Annotated in this window: 17 protein-coding genes; 13 read left to right on the forward strand and 4 right to left on the reverse strand. The window is 63.4% G+C overall.

The features are described 5' to 3' along the window. The 9 genes from D0Y96_RS08475 to D0Y96_RS08515 all read left to right on the forward strand — a co-directional run bounded on the left by D0Y96_RS08475 (position 1) and on the right by D0Y96_RS08515 (position 11,312). Positions 1-1,641: a copper resistance D family protein gene (locus D0Y96_RS08475; RefSeq protein WP_117298946.1), complete on the forward strand. Its 1,641-nt coding sequence runs from the start codon at positions 1-3 to the stop codon at positions 1,639-1,641. 258 nt (positions 1,642-1,899) lie between these two features. Next, complete coding sequence (locus D0Y96_RS08480; RefSeq protein WP_252263616.1) at positions 1,900-4,512, forward strand: M1 family metallopeptidase; 2,613 nt, start codon at positions 1,900-1,902, stop codon at positions 4,510-4,512. A gap of 72 nt (positions 4,513-4,584) precedes the next feature. After that, a complete protein-coding gene (locus tag D0Y96_RS08485; protein WP_117299695.1) occupies positions 4,585-5,307 on the forward strand; it encodes a YggS family pyridoxal phosphate-dependent enzyme in 723 nt (240 codons plus the stop codon). Positions 5,308-5,327: 20 nt separating this feature from the next. Continuing rightward, complete coding sequence (locus D0Y96_RS08490; RefSeq protein ID WP_350449010.1) at positions 5,328-5,651, forward strand: DUF167 domain-containing protein; 324 nt, start codon at positions 5,328-5,330, stop codon at positions 5,649-5,651. Positions 5,652-5,823: 172 nt separating this feature from the next. Then, complete coding sequence (locus D0Y96_RS08495; protein WP_117298947.1) at positions 5,824-7,257, forward strand: sodium:solute symporter family protein; 1,434 nt, start codon at positions 5,824-5,826, stop codon at positions 7,255-7,257. A 71-nt stretch (positions 7,258-7,328) separates the two neighbouring features. Then, positions 7,329-8,108: a TetR/AcrR family transcriptional regulator gene (locus D0Y96_RS08500; RefSeq protein WP_117298948.1), complete on the forward strand. Its 780-nt coding sequence runs from the start codon at positions 7,329-7,331 to the stop codon at positions 8,106-8,108. Next, positions 8,105-9,169: an HlyD family secretion protein gene (locus D0Y96_RS08505; protein ID WP_117298949.1), complete on the forward strand. Its 1,065-nt coding sequence runs from the start codon at positions 8,105-8,107 to the stop codon at positions 9,167-9,169. Before D0Y96_RS08500 ends, D0Y96_RS08505 begins: the two co-directional genes overlap by 4 nt. Continuing rightward, positions 9,166-10,203, forward strand: coding sequence for an ABC transporter ATP-binding protein (locus D0Y96_RS08510; protein WP_117298950.1), 1,038 nt, complete (start codon positions 9,166-9,168; stop codon positions 10,201-10,203). Before D0Y96_RS08505 ends, D0Y96_RS08510 begins: the two co-directional genes overlap by 4 nt. After that, positions 10,200-11,312: an ABC transporter permease gene (locus tag D0Y96_RS08515; RefSeq protein WP_117298951.1), complete on the forward strand. Its 1,113-nt coding sequence runs from the start codon at positions 10,200-10,202 to the stop codon at positions 11,310-11,312. Before D0Y96_RS08510 ends, D0Y96_RS08515 begins: the two co-directional genes overlap by 4 nt. Before the next feature lie 62 nt (positions 11,313-11,374). On the opposite strand, the gene D0Y96_RS08520 is transcribed toward D0Y96_RS08515, so the two are convergent. The 3 genes from D0Y96_RS08520 to D0Y96_RS08530 all read right to left on the reverse strand — a co-directional run bounded on the left by D0Y96_RS08520 (position 11,375) and on the right by D0Y96_RS08530 (position 14,260). After that, positions 11,375-11,758 (reverse strand): type II toxin-antitoxin system VapC family toxin, encoded by a 384-nt coding sequence (locus tag D0Y96_RS08520; RefSeq protein WP_117298952.1) that lies wholly within the window; start codon positions 11,756-11,758, stop codon positions 11,375-11,377. Then, positions 11,751-11,999 carry an AbrB/MazE/SpoVT family DNA-binding domain-containing protein gene (locus D0Y96_RS08525; RefSeq protein WP_117298953.1) on the reverse strand — a complete coding sequence of 83 codons (249 nt, stop codon included), beginning with the start codon at positions 11,997-11,999 and terminating at the stop codon, positions 11,751-11,753. Before D0Y96_RS08525 ends, D0Y96_RS08520 begins: the two co-directional genes overlap by 8 nt. A gap of 71 nt (positions 12,000-12,070) precedes the next feature. After that, positions 12,071-14,260 carry an OPT family oligopeptide transporter gene (locus D0Y96_RS08530; RefSeq protein WP_252263617.1) on the reverse strand — a complete coding sequence of 730 codons (2,190 nt, stop codon included), beginning with the start codon at positions 14,258-14,260 and terminating at the stop codon, positions 12,071-12,073. Between the two features lie 167 nt (positions 14,261-14,427). Between D0Y96_RS08530 and D0Y96_RS08535 the strand changes: the two genes are divergently transcribed. Beyond that, the gene (locus D0Y96_RS08535; protein WP_117298955.1) at positions 14,428-15,360 is read left to right on the forward strand and encodes an EamA family transporter; all 933 of its coding nucleotides are present in this window, start codon (positions 14,428-14,430) and stop codon (positions 15,358-15,360) included. A 66-nt stretch (positions 15,361-15,426) separates the two neighbouring features. Here the strand turns inward: D0Y96_RS08535 and D0Y96_RS08540 are convergent, their stop codons facing one another. Next, positions 15,427-15,948 carry a Uma2 family endonuclease gene (locus D0Y96_RS08540; RefSeq protein WP_117298956.1) on the reverse strand — a complete coding sequence of 174 codons (522 nt, stop codon included), beginning with the start codon at positions 15,946-15,948 and terminating at the stop codon, positions 15,427-15,429. Between D0Y96_RS08540 and D0Y96_RS08545 the strand changes: the two genes are divergently transcribed. The 3 genes from D0Y96_RS08545 to D0Y96_RS08555 all read left to right on the forward strand — a co-directional run bounded on the left by D0Y96_RS08545 (position 15,947) and on the right by D0Y96_RS08555 (position 17,844). Next, complete coding sequence (locus tag D0Y96_RS08545) at positions 15,947-16,183, forward strand: hypothetical protein (RefSeq protein ID WP_117298957.1); 237 nt, start codon at positions 15,947-15,949, stop codon at positions 16,181-16,183. The genes D0Y96_RS08540 and D0Y96_RS08545 overlap by 2 nt on opposite strands. 117 nt (positions 16,184-16,300) lie before the next feature. After that, on the forward strand, positions 16,301-17,203 hold the full coding sequence (locus tag D0Y96_RS08550; protein WP_350449011.1) for a ComF family protein: 903 nt from the start codon (positions 16,301-16,303) through the stop codon (positions 17,201-17,203). Between the two features lie 14 nt (positions 17,204-17,217). Next, on the forward strand, positions 17,218-17,844 hold the full coding sequence (locus tag D0Y96_RS08555; protein ID WP_252263618.1) for an HNH endonuclease: 627 nt from the start codon (positions 17,218-17,220) through the stop codon (positions 17,842-17,844). Positions 17,845-17,959: the final 115 nt, after the last annotated feature.

The raw sequence follows: 17,959 nt of genomic DNA on the forward strand, positions 1-17,959 counted from the left end.
TTGATCTGGCTGCTTCGCGACTTCGATCTGCTGTCCGTGATATTGCGGGCAGCATCGCTGTCTCTGGAAGCTCTGACCCTCGGCGGTCTGATCTTCCTCCTTCTTGTTGCCGTGCCGGCCGGCGCGGATCGCCTGATACAGACGCGGATACGACGCGTGGCGGCATGGTTTGCGCTGGCGCTGGTAGCGGTGAAGGCGGCGGGGCTGGCGATCAGCTCGCTCGAGCTGATGAGCGACTCCGGCATGAGCTTTCGCGAGGTGGCGAGCGCCGGATACTTCATTGCCGGATGCGCGATGGCGGGCGCAGCGCTGGTGCTCTTTGTGCTGCTGCGGAGCCGTCGGCGGTGGGTACTGGCGGCGGCATCTTTGGCGGGGCTGGTGTTGCTGTGCTCGTCGGTGGCGCTGAGCCATGCAGCGTCGCGGATGGATTCGCGGGTGCTGCTGCTGGTGCTGACGGGGCTGCATCATCTGGGAACCGCTGCGTGGATCGGGGCGATGCCGTATCTGCTGCTGGGGCTGCGGCGCAGCGGAGCGGACGCGGAGCAGGCCGCGAAGACGATGGTGCGGCGGTTTTCGACGATGGCGATCGTGAGCGTGCCTGTGCTGGTGCTGGCCGGCGTGGGCATGTCGTGGTTTTACGTCGGGTCGTGGCAGGGACTGTATGGAACGTCGTATGGCGCGATGCTGTCGGCGAAGATTTACCTGCTGCTGCTGGCGCTGACGCTGGGCGGCGGGAATTTTCTGCTGGTGCGGCGGATGGAGCGGAAACCGCAACCGTTACTGTTACAGATTCGACGCTTCGGCGAGCTGGAGATCGTGCTGGGATTTGCGGCGATTCTGGCGGCGGCATCGCTGACGGCACAGTCTCCTGCCGCCGATGATATGCCGCAGGACAAGCTGACCGGGCACGAGATTGCGCAGCGCATGGAGTGGAAGTGGCCGAGCTTCCGCACGCCTACGGTGGCGCAGCTTGTACCGCCGACACCGCTGAGCGTGGCGGTTCCGGAGGTGGTGTTTACCGGCGGTGTGCCGAACGATGCGAACGACCGGGCGTGGTCGGAGTACAACCATCACTGGGCGGGACTGATTGTGCTGGCGGCCGGACTGTTTGCGCTGCTCTCGCGGCTGCCGCGGCAGCACTGGGCGGCATACTGGCCGCTGCTCTTCCTCGGGCTGTCGGTATTTCTGATTCTGCGCGCCGATCCGGAGTGCTGGCCGCTGGGGCCGCGGCCCTTCTGGGCGAGCTTTACGGCTCCCGATGTGCTGGAGCACCGGCTTTACGCGGCGCTGATCGCGGTCTTTGCGCTCTTCCAGTGCGGGGTGGAGACGGGACGGCTGACCTGGGCGAAGGCGAAGTATTTCTTTCCTGCGATGTGTATGCTGGGCGGCGCGCTGCTGCTGACGCACAGCCATGCGCTGGGCGATATGAAGGCCGAGATGTTTGCCGAGATGACGCATACGCCGATTGCGCTGCTGGGAGTGACGGCAGGCTGCGGGCGATGGCTGGAGCTGCGGCTGGCGACGGCCGGCCTGCCGGGAATGGGCGGCGAAGAACGGCGCGGACGGCGCATCGCCGCATGGGTGTGGCCGGTGTGTCTTATGCTGATCGGCCTGCTGCTGCTCGATTATCGGGAGAGCTGAGAAACGCGGACCGGACAGCAAAAAGAGTAAAGCACGTAGCCTTCCCTGTCCGGAAATCCGGAGATGGGGCCACCCGGCGGGCGGCGCATCCGGCGCGGGCAACCGCTGTCCGGCGGTTTGCGATCACACAAATATATCCGCACACTGCGGAGTTCCTTCTGAGATCACAATCAGGCGTATGCGCGAGGCTTTGCGATATCGTAAGAGGCGTATTTTCGTCGAAAGAGGCAAGAGAAGAGTTTTTTGAGTGAGGCGTGTATGGTTCCAGTTCTTTGTAGTGTGCGTCGTGGTGTGATGGCCACGGCGTTTGCGGGCATGCTGGCGCTCCCCGGAGCACTTCTTCATGCGCAGCGGCTGCCGCAGACGGTGCGTCCGGAGCATTACAGCCTGTCGCTGGTGCCGAACCTGAAGGATGCCACCTTTACGGGCAGTGAGAAGATCGACGTACTGGTGGAGCAGCCGGTGGATTCGATCACGCTGAATGCGGCGGAGATTAAGTTCGACAGCGTGACGACCCAGGTGAACGGCAAAACGCTGAAGGCGACGGTGAGCGAAGACGCCGAAAAACAGCAGGCGACCTTCACCTTCAACCGGACGCTGCCTGCCGGCCGGATGACGCTTGCGATCGAATACAGCGGCATTCTGAACAACGAGCTGCGCGGGTTCTATCTGTCGAAGACGGCAAAACGTAACTATGCGGTGACGCAGTTTGAGCCGACCGATGCGCGGCGGGCATTTCCGAGCTTCGATGAGCCGGGGTACAAGGCGACCTTCGATGTGAGCCTGTCGATCGACAAGAACGATACGGCGATTTCGAATACCAATATCGTGTCGGACACGCCAGGACCGCTGGTGGGCGAGCACACGATCCGCTTTGCGACGACGCCGAAGATGTCGACGTATCTGGTGGCGTTTCTGGTGGGCGATTTTCAGTGCGTCTCGGGCGAGAGCGACGGTGTGCCGATCCGCGCCTGCGCGACTCCCGATAAAGTGCAGTACGGAAGGTTCGCTCTGTCGGCCGCGGAGTTTGTGCTGCACTACTACAACACCTATTTCGGCATTCGATATCCCATGCCGAAACTGGATCTGATTGCGCTGCCGGATTTTGAGGCGGGCGCGATGGAGAACTTCGGCGCGATCACCTATCGCGAGACGGACATGCTGCTGAACGAGAAGACCGCGTCGGTGGCGGCGGAGAAGAGAGTGGCCGAGGTGGTGGCGCATGAGATGGCACACCAGTGGTTCGGCGATATGGTGACGATGCAGTGGTGGAACAACATCTGGCTGAATGAAGGCTTCGCCACGTGGATGGAGGACAAGCCGGTGGCGGCGTGGAAGCCGGAGTGGAAGATTCCCGAGGATGTGGCGACGGACCTGAACGACACGCTGAATCTGGATGCGCAGCGGGTGACGCGGACGATTCGCGCCGAGGCGAACACGCCGGACCAGATCAACGAAATGTTCGACGGCATTACGTATGGCAAGGCCGCGGCCGTGCTGCTGATGGTGGAGAACTACGAAGGCGCCGAGGTCTTTCGCAGGGGCGTGCATAACTATCTGCAGGCGCACATGTACGGCAATGCGACGGCGGAGGATTTCTGGAGCGCGCAGACGGAGGTAAGCCACCGGCCCATCGATAAGATCATGGACAGCTTTATCTCGCAGCCGGGTGAGCCGGTGCTGAACTTTGGCGAGCCGCAGAGCGGCAGCGTGACGGTGAGCCAGCAGCGGTTCTTCCTGAATCCGAAGGTGAAGCCGGAGAAGGCGCAGACGTGGTCAATGCCGGTGTGCTTTAAGGCAGGCGGCGAAGAGCAGGACTGCGAGGTGCTGACGGCCGCGCAGCAGGCGCTCCATGCTCCGCAGGCGGAGTTTCTCTTCGGTGACGCGAAGGGCAGAGGCTATTACCGCTATATATACCCTGCAAGCGCGTATGCAGCGATTGTGAGCCATGTGGAGAGCGGACTTTCTCCGGAAGAACGCATCAGCCTGCTGGGCAACGAGTGGGCGCAGGTGCATGCGAATACGGCCTCGGTCGGCGACTATCTGAATCTGGCGGCTGCGGTGAAGGATGACACGAGCGCAGCGGTGGTGACGACCGCGCTGGGAGCGGTGGAGGCGATCGACGGCAGGATTGCGAATACGCCGGAAGAGCATGCGAAGCTGGCGGCATGGGTGAATGCGAACTTCAAGCCTGCGTATGAACGGCTTGGAGCGCCATCGGCTGAGGATGGTCCGGAGAAGCGGGAGCTGCGGGCGGCACTGTTTGGAGCGCTGGGTGCTGTGGGGAAGGACCCGGACGTGATTGCGCAGGCGAAGCAGATTACGGAGAAGTATCTTGCCGATCCGGCATCGGTCGACAACACGCTCGCGCAGCCGGCGCTGACGATTGCGGCGAGCAATGGCGATGCGGCGCTCTTCGATCGGCTGCAGAAGACCTTTGAAGATACGAGCGATCCGCAGATCGGAGAAGGCGCGCTGCGTCGTCTGGTGGAGTTCCGCAACCCGGAGCTGGAGCAGAGAGCGCTGGAGTATGCGGTCTCCGGCAAGGTGAAGAACCAGGATGCCGCGATTGTGCTGGCGATTTCACTGGAGATTCCGGAGACGCATGACCGGGCATGGACGTTCATTCAACAGAGCTGGGACAAGGTGCAGGCGCAGATTACGACGTCGATGGGAGCTTACCTGATCCGCGGCACCGGCTACTTCTGCAGCGCGGAGAAGCGGGATGAGGTGACGAGCTTCTTTGCGGCGCATAAGGTCGCGGCCTCGGCGGATGCGCTGACACGCGCCGGGAATGCGATCAGCGACTGCATCGAGCTGCGCTCGGCGCAGGAGCCGAAGCTGCAGGAATGGATGACGGGGCAGAAATAACGAAGCCGATTGCAATAAGACGACGGGCGGGAGCGATCCCGCCCCGCTTTCTTTACCGCGGGATTGCTTAAGATGGGGACTGTGGAAGCGTTTCAGGATCGACTGGCGAGGATAGAGGAACGGATCGCGGCGGCGTGCGCTCGCGCGGGACGGGCGCGCGGCGAAGTGAAGCTGATGGCGGTGTCGAAGGTGCATCCGGCGAGCGCGCTGGCAGAGGCCGTGGCGGCGGGCGTGACTCTGTTCGGCGAAAACCGCGTGCAGGAGTATCAGCAGAAGGCGGCCGAGCTGAATGCGATGGGCGTCGAGGGTGCAGAGGTGCACCTGATCGGGCATCTGCAGTCGAACAAGACGGCAAAGGCCGCGGAGCTGTTCGATGGAGTGGATACCGTCGATTCGCTGCGCGTGGCGGAACGGCTGAACGATGCTGCCGCGCAGCGAGGAAAGCCGCTGCCGGTGCTGCTGGAGATGAAGCTGAGTGATGAGGCGGCGAAGACGGGGCTCGACCCGGCGGGAGATGAGCTGCGGCTGCTGCTGGAGCGGCTGCCGGAGATGCCGCATCTGGCGATGCGCGGTCTGATGACGGTGGCACCGCTCGAGGGCGATCCCGAGTGCGCGCGGAGATGTTTTCAGAAGCTGCGGGATCTGCGCGACGAGCTGGCGCGGAGCCATGCGCGGCTGGACTTCAGCGAGCTGTCGATGGGGATGTCGGGAGATTTTGAGGCGGCGATCGATGAGGGCTCGACGATCGTGCGGATCGGCACGGCGCTCTTCGGCGCGAGGGCGAAGCAGCCGTAATGTGCATGCCGGAGACAGCCGTGAGCCGTCTGGTAAAAGATTCGCGCGATGGCGCGCGGTTTATGGTGCGCGTCACGCCGAGAGCGAGCCGGACGGCGCTGACCGGCGTGATGGGCGCAGGCGACGAGGCGGCGGTGAAAGTGGCTCTGCAGGCTCCTCCGGTGGAGGGAAAGGCGAATGCCGCGCTCGTCGAATTTCTGGCGGAGCTGCTGGATGTGCCGCGAACAACTGTCGAAATAGCAGGCGGGGCGCAGTCGCGCAACAAGCTGATTGCGGTGCGTGGGCGGCCGGCGGCGGAGATTGCTGCAAAGCTCGAAGAGGCGATGGGGAGGGTGAAGGCGTGAGCGCCTTCCGAACGGTCTCTTATCGTTCGCTTCGCAGCAGCAGCTCAGCGAATGCCGGGGCGCATGCCTGTCGCGTTGCCGCATGGGTTGTTACGCAGAGAAAGACAGACTGACAAGGGGAACGCTCTCCCGTACACTGAGCGGTTACTGACCGTTTTTTAAAGGAAGCTGCATGTCTTCTTTGTACGCCGTGGTTCTGGGCGTGATCGTTCTTTCTCTGCTTGTGGTGTCGCTGACCCGCGTGCGGAAGGTGAAGACCCGGGCCGATTATCTGGTGGCGGGGCGCACGCTGCCGGCGTTTGTGCTGGTGTTTACGCTGCTCTCGTCGTGGATCGGATCGGGCTCGCTGCTGGGCGGAGCGGAGAATGCGTACCGGCATGGTTTTGCGGCGTTGTGGCAGTCGGCGGGCGGATGGCTGGGGCTGCTGCTGATTTATTTCATCGCGCCGCGGGCGCGGAAGTTTGCGCAGTTCACGATTCCGGACCTGCTGGAGACGCGCTATAACCAGACGGCGCGCGTGCTGGGCGTGATCGCCGTGCTGTTTGCCTATACCGGAATCACAAGCTATCAGCTGACGGGCGGCGGCGACATCCTGCATCTCGTCTTCCCGACGATAATTACTCCGGTGCTGGGGCGGTACATCATTGCGGCGTTCGTGATCGTGTTCACGGCGCTTGCGGGGATGTCTTCCGTCGCGTACATGGATGTGGTGATCGGGCTGCTGGCGACGGTCACGATGATTGTTGCGCTGCCCTTTCTGCTGCATGCGGCGGGAGGTTGGAGCGGCGTAACGCATGCGCTGCCGGCGACGCACTTCGAGGTGCTGGGCGACTTCTCGCTGATGCAGGGACTGGAGCTGCTGGTGCCGACGATGCTGCTGATGCTGGGCAACCAGGCGATGTATCAGAAGTTTTTCTCGGCGAAATCGGAGCGCGACGCGCGCGTGGCCGTGGTGGGATGGATTGTCGGCACGGTGGTGCTGGAGACGGTGATCGTGGCGCTGGCGGTCTTTGGGAGCGTGATCTTTCCTTCCGGCGAAGTGGCGCAGCGGCCAAGAGAGATTCTGGCGTATGCGGCGCTGCATGGCCTGCCGGCACTGCTGGGAGCGGCGCTGATGGGCGCGATCTTTGCGAAGATCATGTCGACGGCGAACAACTTTCTGTTTTCTCCGGCGACGAATCTGGTGAACGACGTGTTTGTGCGCTACATCGCTCCGGATGCGTCGAACCGGCGGGTGCTGATTGTGTCGCGGCTGATGGTGGTGCTGCTGGGAATCTGGTCGCTCTATCAGTCGCTGCATGCGCAGTCGGTGCTGAAGGAGATGCTGTACGCCTATACGGTGTACTCGGCGGCGCTGACGCCGGTGATTCTGGCGGCGTTTTATTCGCGGCGCGCCAACGCGGCGGGAGCGGTGAGCGCGATTGCGGCGGGAACGTTCGTCACCGTCTTCTGGGATGCGCCGTTCATTCACGATCATCTGCCGGCGATTGTGGCGCAGCGGGATGCGATCTTTCCTGCCCTGGCCGCGGCGCTGCTGTGCCTGGTGGTGGTGAGTCTGGCGACGAAGCCTCCCAGAGCCGAACAGATCGCGCCGTTTGCGGGCTGAAACAAAAAGGGGCTGCGCAGAAGATGCGCGGCCCGCTTTTTTGCAGTAGACTTTAACTAACTGGTTAATTAATGAAGAAGCGAGACACAGAACGAACGGAGCACGGGCGGCCTCAGGAGCGCTCCCAGGAACGATCGCAGGAGCGATCCGATGAGAGGCGGAAGCGCATACTGCGGGCGGCGGTGCGCGAGTTCAGCGAGCATGGGCTGGCAGGAGCGCGGACGGACGCGATTGCCGATGCGGCGAAGGTGAACAAGGCGCTGCTTTACTACTACTTCAAAAGCAAGGCGGAATTGTATGCCGCGGCTCTGCAGGATGCGGCGGAGCAGATTGCCGTGTGGGCGCTGAGCGCAGCGGAGCAGGGCGCGACGGCGGGCGAGCGGGTGCTGCACATGGCGCTGAACCACTTCGACCGGATCGTGTCGAAGCATGAGTTTCAGAATCTGATGCAGCAGGAGATGGTGCGCTTTCATCGCGGCGAGAGCGGTTCGATGCCGCTGCTGGTGCAGACAGTCTTTGAGCCGGTGATGAAGAAGGCTCTGGCGGCGGTGAAGGAAGGCATCCGGAGCGGCGAGCTGTGCGAGGTGGATGCGCTGCAGGTGATCTATTCGGCGCTGGGCGCGAATGTCTTTTATTTTCTGAGCGGGCCGATGATGAAGATGATGCTTCCGATGGACCCGTATGACCCAGGCGTGGTGAAGGAGCGGCGCAGCGCCGCGATCCGCTTTCTGGGTATGGCGCTGTTTGTGGATCGCAGACACGGTGCGATCGCGGCGAAGCGAGTGCTGAAGAGCGTGCCCATGCCGGAAGTAAAAAGGGACGCTCCTGTGTGGAGAAGAAAAGCATCATGAAGGCAAGCCGACGGATATTCGTGATTCTCGGGGTGCTGCTGGTTGTGGCGATCGGATGGTATTTCCTGACCACGCACAACACGGGCGATCTGCAGCTGATTGGAACGGTGGACGCGAACGAGGTGGTGGTCAGCTCGCGGATTCCGGGACTGCTGGAGTCGCTGGACGCCGAAGAAGGCCAGAAGGTGCAGGCCGGCCAGCAGGTGGCCACGATTCAGAGCCAGGATCTGGAGGCGGCGCGGAACGCGGCCAGGGCGACGGCGGAGAGCGATCAGTTCAAGCTGCAGGAGTCGCGCGCGACGGAGCGGCAGACATCGGGGCAGACGTCGAGCCAGGTGACGAATGCCGAGGCGCAGCTTCGCGTGGCGCGGGCATCGCTTGCGCAGGCGCAGGCGCAGTACGAGCATCAGAAGGCGGATACGACGCGGACGGTGGCGCTGGCGAAGCAGGGCGTGATGAGCGCGCAATCGAGCGAAGAGGCCGAGACATCGCTGAACGCCGCGCAGGCGGCGGTGGACGCGGCGAAGGAGAGCGTGTCGGCGGCGGAGGCCTCGCTCAAGGTGGCCATTGCGAATACGTATCAGGCGCAGGCGGCGGTGCAGACGACGGCGGCGACGCGCGCCGATCTGGCGAATGCGCAGGCCCTGCTGGATGAGGCGGATGTGGAGCTGGGCTATTCCAAAGTGGTCTCTCCGGTGACGGGCATTGTGGATACGAAGGCCGCGCGGCTGGGCGAGTATGTGGCCGCGGGCACGCCGATTATCACCGTGGTGGATCTGACGCAGACATGGGTGTACGCTCCGCTGCCCGAGACGCAGGCCGATGCGGTGCAGCTGGGCGACACGCTGCGCGTGGTGATGCCGAGCGGCGCGGCGATGCAGGGCAAGGTGATTGCGAAGCTGGTGGAGGCGGATTTTGCGACGCAGCGCGATGTGAGCCGGATGAAGCGCGATATCCAGACCATCCAGCTGAAGCTGCTGATCGATAACCCGGGAATGCGCTATGTGCCGGGGATGACGGCGGAGGTCTACATTCCGCGCGACAGGCTGGTGAAGCGATGAACGCGCAGGCCGCAGCGGCCGCGACGCCTGCAGCGGCACAGCCGGCGATCTCGGTCGAGAACGTGGTGAAGAAGTACGGCGACTTCGAGGCAGTGAAGGGCGTGAGCTTCGAGGTGGCCGACGGGGAGATCTTCGGCCTGCTGGGGCCGAATGGAGCGGGCAAGAGCACGCTGATCCGCATGATGACGACGCTGATTCCGTCGACGAGCGGGCGGGTGAGGATTGCCGGGCTCGATGTGGCAAAGGAGCCGGATGCGGTGCGGCGGCTGATCGGTGTGATTCCGCAGGCGCTGACCAGCGATATCGACCTGACGGTCGAAGAGAATCTTTCGATTTACGCGAAACTGTACGACGTGCCGAAGGCGCAGCGGCAGAAGAATATCGCAGACCTGCTGGAGGCGGTGGACCTGACGAAGTGGCGGAAGGCGCAGACCAAGACGCTCTCGGGCGGCATGCGGCGCAGGCTGGAGATTGCGCGGGGGCTGGTGCATAATCCGCGCATCTTTTTTCTCGACGAGCCGACGACGGGTCTCGATCCGGTGTCGCGCGTGGCGGTGTGGGAGATGCTGAACAATCTGCGCGGCAGTCGCGACCTGACCATGCTGATCACGACGCACTACATGGACGAGGCCGACCGGCTGTGCGACCGGATCGCGATTGTGGATCACGGCACGCTGGTGGCACTGGATTCGCCGATGACGCTGAAGGCAAGCGTGCCGGGCAGCAGCGTGGTGGAGGCGGGCTTTACCAAAGACGCGCCGGAGTGGCAGGAGCGGCTGGAGAAGCTGGCCGGCGTGACGGGCGTGCAGTCGCAGAGCGGCGGCATGTACCGGATTCTGACCTCGGACGGATCGCTGACGACGGTGCAGCTGGTGCAGCTGGCCGACAGCCTGAAGGAGCCGATCCGGTCGCTGAATGTGCAGAGCACGACACTGGACGATGTGTTCGTTCATTACACGGGGCGGCAGCTCCGCGATGAACAGGTCAAGGCGCAGGGATTTGTGATGCCGCCGCGACCGGGGATGCGGCCATGAATCGAATGTTCGCGATTGTGGAGCGCGAGCTGCGGAAGTTCTTCCGCTCGCCGGCGCTGATGCTGACCGCGATGGTGCTGCCGCTGGTGCAGCTCATCATTCTGGGCAACGCGTTTGGCGGAAAGATCCGCAATGCGCGGATCGGCGTGGTGGATTACGACCACGGCGTGCAGGCGGTGAAGGTGCATGAGGCCTTCGACGCGGTGGCGGCGAATATCCGCACCTTCACGACGACGGAGTACGAGGACAAGAACCAGGCCGTCGAGGATGTGCGGACGGGCAAGTTGTCGGGCGTGGTGGTGATTCCGGCGCAGTATTCGCGGAGGGTTCTGGCGGGCGATTCGCCGAAGCTGGGGCTGGTGGTCGATAACTCGGACCAGTTCGTGAGCAGCAGCATCGAGGCCGAGATGCAGTCGCTGGTGGATGCGCTGAATGCGCCGGTGATTCAGCCGAAAGTGGTGCAGCAGATCGCGCTGCAGATCGTGGAGCTGTATCCGTACGTCGAGTACATGAAGTTTCTGCTGTCGGGCTCGGTGGCGCTGGCGATGTATGTGTCCGTCATGATCGGCGGCGGCATGCTGTACATCGACGACAAGGCGCGGGGCGTGCATGAGGGCTACCTGGTGACGCCGATTACACGGCTGGAGCTGATCATGGGCCTGAATGTGGCGGGCGCGATCAAGGCGGTGATGTCGGGCGTGGTGCTGACCGTGCTGGGTTCGCTGCTGGCCGGGCTGGGCACGATCTTTCATCCGTTGCCGGCGCTGGAGCTGCTGATACTGATCGTGCTGACATCGGTGGCCTTCAACGGGATGATGTTCCTGCTGATGGTGCGCGTCGAAGACCCGCTGGTGCCGCGGGCGCTCTTCGGCGTGCTGAATACGCTGCTGTTCTTCCCGAGCGGCGCGATCTATCCGATCTCGGCCTTTCCGAAGTGGCTGCAGGCGATCTCGGTGGTGGACCCGTTTACCTATGCGGTCCACGGGCTGCAGTCGATTCTGCTCAAGGAGGGCGGATTCGCGTCGATCCGGATGGATATGCTGTTTCTGGCCTTATACGGAGCGGGGACGCTGCTGATCGCAACGCCGCTGTTCAAGAGGAATTTATAGCGGAGGACTGAGAGAAAACCCATGTCCGAAATTCCGGACATGGGGCACCCACATTTCGGCACTTAACGGATGACGTGGATGGGAATGCCGAGGCGCAGTTTCTTCCAGATACGGTCTGCGGTGTAGACCGGTGCTCCGATAGAAATGGCTAATGCCAGGCAGGCGCGATCGCCAAGAGAGAGGCCGAGGGAGCGGGTCTGTGTCCGGAGTGCTCCTGCCAGCTTCGCCTGTTCGGCATCGAAACTGATCACTTCCTGAACGACGGTCAGAATATCTTCCCAGGCATCGTCTTTGGGCGCTCCATCATGGACCAGCTTGCTCTGAGCTTCGGCAAGATTCACGGTGCTGGCGACTGTGCTGCCGATATGCGCGAGAATGAGATCAGCTCCAGGCTCTTGTGCGATTACGGCGAGAATGGCGGAGGCATCGAGGACGATCTTACTCATGCTTTGCCGCTTCGCGGCGCTCTGCGATCAGCTCTTCCGATAAGAGTCTTCCCGGTTTGATATAGCGGGCCATCCGCTCCTGAGCTTTTGCAACACGCTGACGAAGCGTGGTGATGTGCAGTTCATGCTTATCCATGCTCAAGATGACTTCATCGCCCTTTTTGATGCCCATCGCCCTGCGGTATTCAGCGGGGATGACAACCCGGCCATTTTCATTTACACGGAGACGAGTTTCCTGCATGTGACACCTCACCTTCAGTATGACAGATGGAAGATTGAATGTCATATTTGGCTCTTGTGGCACAGATGCCGTTAGTTCTTATTCAGTGGTTTGCGGGCGAAGTAATAGAGGGAGAAGGCGAGCATCGCGAACATCAGCACCGAGACCCAGGCGTGATAGAGGAAGGTGTGGGGGAACGCGACGATGTTTTCGTGGCCGGTGGCGGCTTCATAGAGCCTGAGCGCGACTCCCATCAGGCCGACGATGCCGCCGGCGGCGATGAGTCCGCTGGCGTAGAGCGAGCCGGGGCTGATCTCGCTTTCGGTGCCTGAGGCTTCTCCGGTCTTTTTCGCGGCCTGATCGACCATCCAGCGCACGACTCCGCCGACGAAGATGGCGAGGGTGGTGGCGATGGAGAGATAGGCTCCGACGGCGAATGACAGCGACCGGATGCCGAGCAGCTCGACGGCAATGACGAGGAAGACGCCGAGCAGGACCAGCCCCCAGGGCAGCTGCTGGCGCAGGATGCCGTTGATGACGGTCGCCATGAGGCGGGCCTGCGGCGCGGCTGCCTTTTCGCTGCCGATGCCCTGAATCCACTGCACCTCGATGTTGCCGGTCTGTGGATTGTAGAGGTATTTGCCGTCGGCCAACTCGTGCGAGCCGAGGGCGTTGAGCAGGATGTACCGGCTGCCGGGGCGGGTGTCGGTGGTTTTGTCGGAGTGGATGACCTGAATCTCTTTGCGGGTGAAGGCGCCCTGGTTCTGAACGCCGTCGTGCGGCGCGGAGAGGTTCCAGGGATGGGCGGTCTGGTGGAACTCTTCGAGGCCGCGGTTCATGGCATTGAGGGTGGCTCCGATGGAGATGGTGGAGACGCAGACGCCGATGATGAGGGCCAGCTGCTGCTTCCAGGGCGTGCTGCCGACGAGGAAGCCGGTCTTCAGATCCTGCGAGGTGTCGCCGGCGTTGGCGGCGGCGATGCAGACGACTCCGCCGATGGTGATGGCGAGGGCTCCGAAGGCGGGCGCGGTCCAGCCCTTGACGAGGAAGATGGCGGCGGTGGCCATGAGGGTGGCGATGGTCATGCCGCTGACGGGGTTTGCCGAGGAGCCGATGAGGCCGACGATGCGCGACGATACGGTGACGAAGAGGAATCCGAAGACAACGACGAGCAGCGAGGCGGCGAGGTTGGCGAGCCAGCCGGTCTGCGCGCCGGGCACGGGCCTGAAGGTGAGAAAGAGCCACATCAGAACAACGAGGAGAATGCTGCCTCCGAGGACGACGGACATGGGCAGATCGCGCTCGGTGCGGAGATCGCCGGCTGCGGTCGAAGCTCTGTTTTTACGGAGATTGGAGGCTCCGGCTTTAAGGGCTCCCACGATGGTGGGGATGGTTTTGATGAGGGTGATGAGCCCGGAGGCGGCGACGGCTCCCGCGCCCATGGGGCGGATGTACGCGGCCCAGAGGTCACTGGGAGACATCTGCGCGACGGGCTGCGTGGCGGGATAGAGCGCGCCGGGGAAGTGCGAGCCGAAGAAGTAGATGGCCGGCATGAGGACAAGCCAGGAAAAAACACCACCGGCAAAGAGGGTCCCGGCGACGCGCGGCCCGATGATGTAGCCGACGCCGAGGTATTCGGGGGTGGCATCGGCGCGGATGGCCGCGCCTTTGAGGATGTGCTGCGGTCCCCAGTCGGGCTGGTAATCGGGCTGGCCCGGCCAGGCGCCGAAGAGGTTGTCATTCTGGAAGAGCGTATAGATGCCGCCGAGGCCGAGGCCGAGAAAGACGCGGCTGGCGAAGGAGCCTCCGTGCTCGCCGGCGAGCAGCACGTCGGCGCAGGCGGTGCCTTCGGGATAGGTGAGGTTGCCGTGCTCCTCGACGATGAGCTGGCGGCGGAGGGGGATCATGAAGAGCACGCCGAGCCATCCGCCGAGCAGGGCGAGGATGAAGATGCGCGAGTACTCGAGATCGAAGCCGAGAAAGATAAGCGCGGGCAGAGTGAAGATAACGCCCGCGGCGATGGACTGTCCGGCATTGCCGGTGGTCTGGACAATATTATTTTCGAGGATCGAGGCGCGGCCAAGGGCGCGGAGGACGCTGATGGAGAGAACGGCGATGGGGATGGAGGCGGCGACGGTGAGTCCGGCGCGGAGGCCGACGTAGACGGTGACGGCTCCGAAGAGGAGGCCGAAGACGCAGCCGAGAAGAATGGCGCGGAGGGTGAACTCGGGGCGCGTCTGGGTGGGGGGAACATAGGGCTGAAATCCCGGATTGGTGGACAAATGGAGCCTCCGCGTGCGAATTGCGAAGGACGAGTGTAACAGCCGCGGGAGAGCGTACAGTAGCGCCGTCTGCGATTTCATACTCGCCGTCGCGGACTCATTCCTCGGAGCGCTCCGGCGGCTCGCTTCGGAGAGGGTGTGCCTCCGACCGTAAGCTATGCTGGGTCATGCCGATTCGCAGAGTGCTCGCTTACGCAGCCATTTATGTGCTGTGGGGAGGATCATTTCTCGGCATCCGCGAGGTGGTGGCGATGGTGCCGCCCTTTTTTGCCGCGGGCTTCCGGTTTCTGCTGGCCGGGCTGGTGCTGATTGCGTGGAGTTACGTGCGGGGCGGAACGGCGCGGGTGGAGACGGACCGGAGGCGCACGCGGAATGCGTGCCTGCTGGGCGTTCCGATGTTTATGGTGATGTATGCCGCGCTCTTTTGGGGCGAGGTGCGCGTCGCCTCGGGGATTGCCGCGGTGATCTCGGCGGTGATTCCGGTGTGGATCTTTCTGGGCGAGGTGTGGGTGCTGCGGACGCAGCGGGCAACCCTTCTCTCGGTACTGGGCGTGGCGCTGGGGTTTGGAGGCGTGGCGGTGCTGGCGCTGTACACGCCGGGAGGGCCGGGGCGGTCGCCGCTGGCGGCCATGCTGGTGCTGATCGGCGGAACGATCTCCTGGTCGGTGGGGACGCTGTGGTCGCGACGGCTGAAGCTGCCGCGTCCGCAGACGCTGAATGCGGGCTGGCAGATGGCCTGCGGCGGCACACTGCTGCTGGTGCTGGCAGCGGTGACCGGGGAGCTGCGCGGCTTTCCACCGGTCTCGCAGTGGCTGACGGTGCGGGTGGTTGCGGGCATGGCGTATCTGGTGATTGCGGCCTCGATTGTCACCTTCACCTGCTATGTATGGCTGATTGCGCATGAGCCGGCGACGCGGGTGGCGAGCTATGCCTATGTGAATCCTGTATTTGCGTTGCTGGCGGGCGCGGCTCTGGCGGGAGAGCGGCTTTCCGCCCCGCAGATGGCGGGGGCGGCGCTGGTGGTGGCGGGGGTATTCGCCACGCTGACGGGGAAGCAGGCGATGCCTGCCACGCGGGAGCAACCGGTTCGGGGGAGCTGAGCAGGGTTTCAGAGGAAGAAGCGGATTCCCCCGCTTCGCTGCTGCCTCGCGGCAGCGGCTCTGTGCCTAAGCGAGGGAGCGGTCGAGGCGGGCGAAGAGGTCTTCGAGGGACAGCCGGATGGGGGTTTCAGGAATGCCGAATTCGAGGGTATCCTGCCAGCCCTGGGGGATGGCGGCCTGTCCGCTGCGCGTTGACGGGTCGATGAGCCAGATATTTTCGACGCCCATGAGGCGATAGTCGCGGCACTTTTCACGAATCTGCGAATAGCTGTCTTCCGGCGATAGGATCTCGATGCAGCAGAGCGGAGGATGGGTAAGAACATCTTCAGTCAGCGCGCCGGGACGGACCAGGGTGACATCGGGAATGCGGACGCGGGTCTCGGAGACGCGCATGCGGTGCTCGGTAGTCACAAGGATGTGCCATTCCTGTTCGTGCATGCCAAACCACAGCGCCAGCAGTGCCTGTATTCTTGCGTGATCCGTCTTGCCCACGTGTCGCTCCACAACCTCGCCGTCGATATAGTCGCAGTCGGGCCGATAGCTGGTATGGAGATATTCGCCGATCGGAATCTGGGCGGTGACGGCCATGGCTTTTATGGTAGCGGAATTCGCCGTAATCCTTCTTCAAATTTCTACCGGCAGCCTGCCGTGGCGCGCTGTTTCAACAGCAACTTTTGCTGCCCGGCGAGCACAGCCGGTTGTGGCGGATTTGAAAATCTGCACAAAAGATGGTGAAAGCGAGTTGATTCAGGCCGGGCTCCTCCGTATACTCACACCCAAAGGTGGCTGCACGGCTGAAGGGCAGCCTGCCGCAGTGAGGTGAGTCTTCCGCAGTGAGCCGTACTCGCTGACGACCGAAGTTCCGCCTTCCGAAACGCCGCCCCGGCGGGACCATTCGCAGGGAGCTTCCGGGGTTTCGGCATGGCGCGCAGTGGTTCGCGTGCTCCGAAGTACTCCGGAAAATGCACTGGACGGTCTCTCGACTGTTCTCTTTCCTGCTGACTGCCGCGTCTGCGGCAATCCCCTCCCCGGTTTCTCCCGCCTGCCTGTCTGCGAATTCTGCTGGAAGCAACTTCCCCCACAATCAGGAGCGCTGTGTCTTTGCTGCGGCGAGGCGCTGGGTGCCGATCCGGAGGCCGCGGTCATGCTCGATGAGCTTCTGTGCCGGCCGTGCCGCCTGACCGATCCGCCCTTTCGCCGGGCGGTGGCGCACGGTGTCTACCGGGGAAATCTGCGGGCGCTGCTGCATCTGCTGAAGTATCAGGGGCTGACGCCGATTGCCGACCGGCTGGGCGTGCTGCTGGCGGAGAGGATTCTGGCGATTCCCGATCTGCCGCAGGAGCTTGTGGTGATGGCCGTGCCGCTCTCACGCAAAAAGCGGCTGGCGCGGAATTTTAACCAGGCGGAGCTGCTGGCGCGGGCGGCGATCCGCGTGATGCGGCGGCGGAGACCGGAGCTGAAGGCGAGGCTCCTGACGGGGGTGCTTGGGCGGCAACGCTCGACGGAAAGCCAGGCGGGTCTGACCCCACACCAGCGCCGCGCCAATCTGCGAGGCGCTTTTTTTGTCTCCCGCAAAGAGGCGGTTGCCGGCAGAGAGGTGCTGCTGATCGACGATATTTACACCACCGGCGCGACGGCGCGGGCCTGCTCGCAGGCGCTGCGCAGGGCCGGTGTGGAGAACGTGTGGGTGGCTACGGTGGCGCGGGCGCAGAAGGAAGAGACGCAGCGCATGCTCGCGGAGATGGATGACGCGGAGGATTCGGCGGAGAGCGAGGTTGCTCTGTGGGACAACGTGCCTGCAGCCGCCGGAGGACAGGGTTCAGCCGGAACGGGGGAGAGATGACGTCAGGAAAAGTAATGGTGCACGCGAGAAAGCAGAAATCAATCGCCAAATACCATGCCGTATCCCATGCGGCCTCTCCTGCGGAACCGGCTGCGGAGTATGGCCCTCGCGTCTCGTCGGGCCCCGCGATGCAGATGCCGGTGCTGGTGCTGAACGCGTCGTATGAGCCGATCAATATCTGCGGAGCGCGGCGGGCGCTGGTGCTGGTGCTGAAGGGCGTGGCGCGCACCGAAGAAGAGCAGGGCACGATTCTGCACGCGGCGCGGGCGCGCATGCCGATGCCGTCGGTGATCCGTCTGCTGGAGTACCGGAGAATTCCGCACCAGACGCGGGCGCTCTCCCGGAAGAATATTCTGCTGCGCGACCGGAACACCTGCCAGTACTGCGCCGTGGTGCTGCCGTCGTGCGAGCTGACGCTGGACCATGTGGTGCCGCGCTCGCGCGGAGGGCTTTCGACGTGGGAGAACCTGGTGGCGTGCTGCCACAACTGCAATCGCCGCAAGGGCAACCTGCTGCTGCACGAGCTGCGCGATATGAAGCTGCTGCGCGAGCCGCGGCCGTTTTCGCTGCACACCAGCCGGCATATCATGCGGATGATCGGCCACTCGGACCAGAAGTGGCGGAAGTATCTGTACTACTAGGGCACAGGGATTAGAGATCAGCCATCAGCGATTAGCGATCAGGGATTAGAAAGGCGCGGCACCGCGCGCGAATCGCGGGGCTCCCTGAAGCCGGTCAGCTTTTCAGCACTGCGAA

Source organism: Paracidobacterium acidisoli (assembly GCF_003428625.2).
Classification (GTDB): Bacteria; Acidobacteriota; Terriglobia; order Terriglobales; family Acidobacteriaceae; genus Paracidobacterium; species Paracidobacterium acidisoli.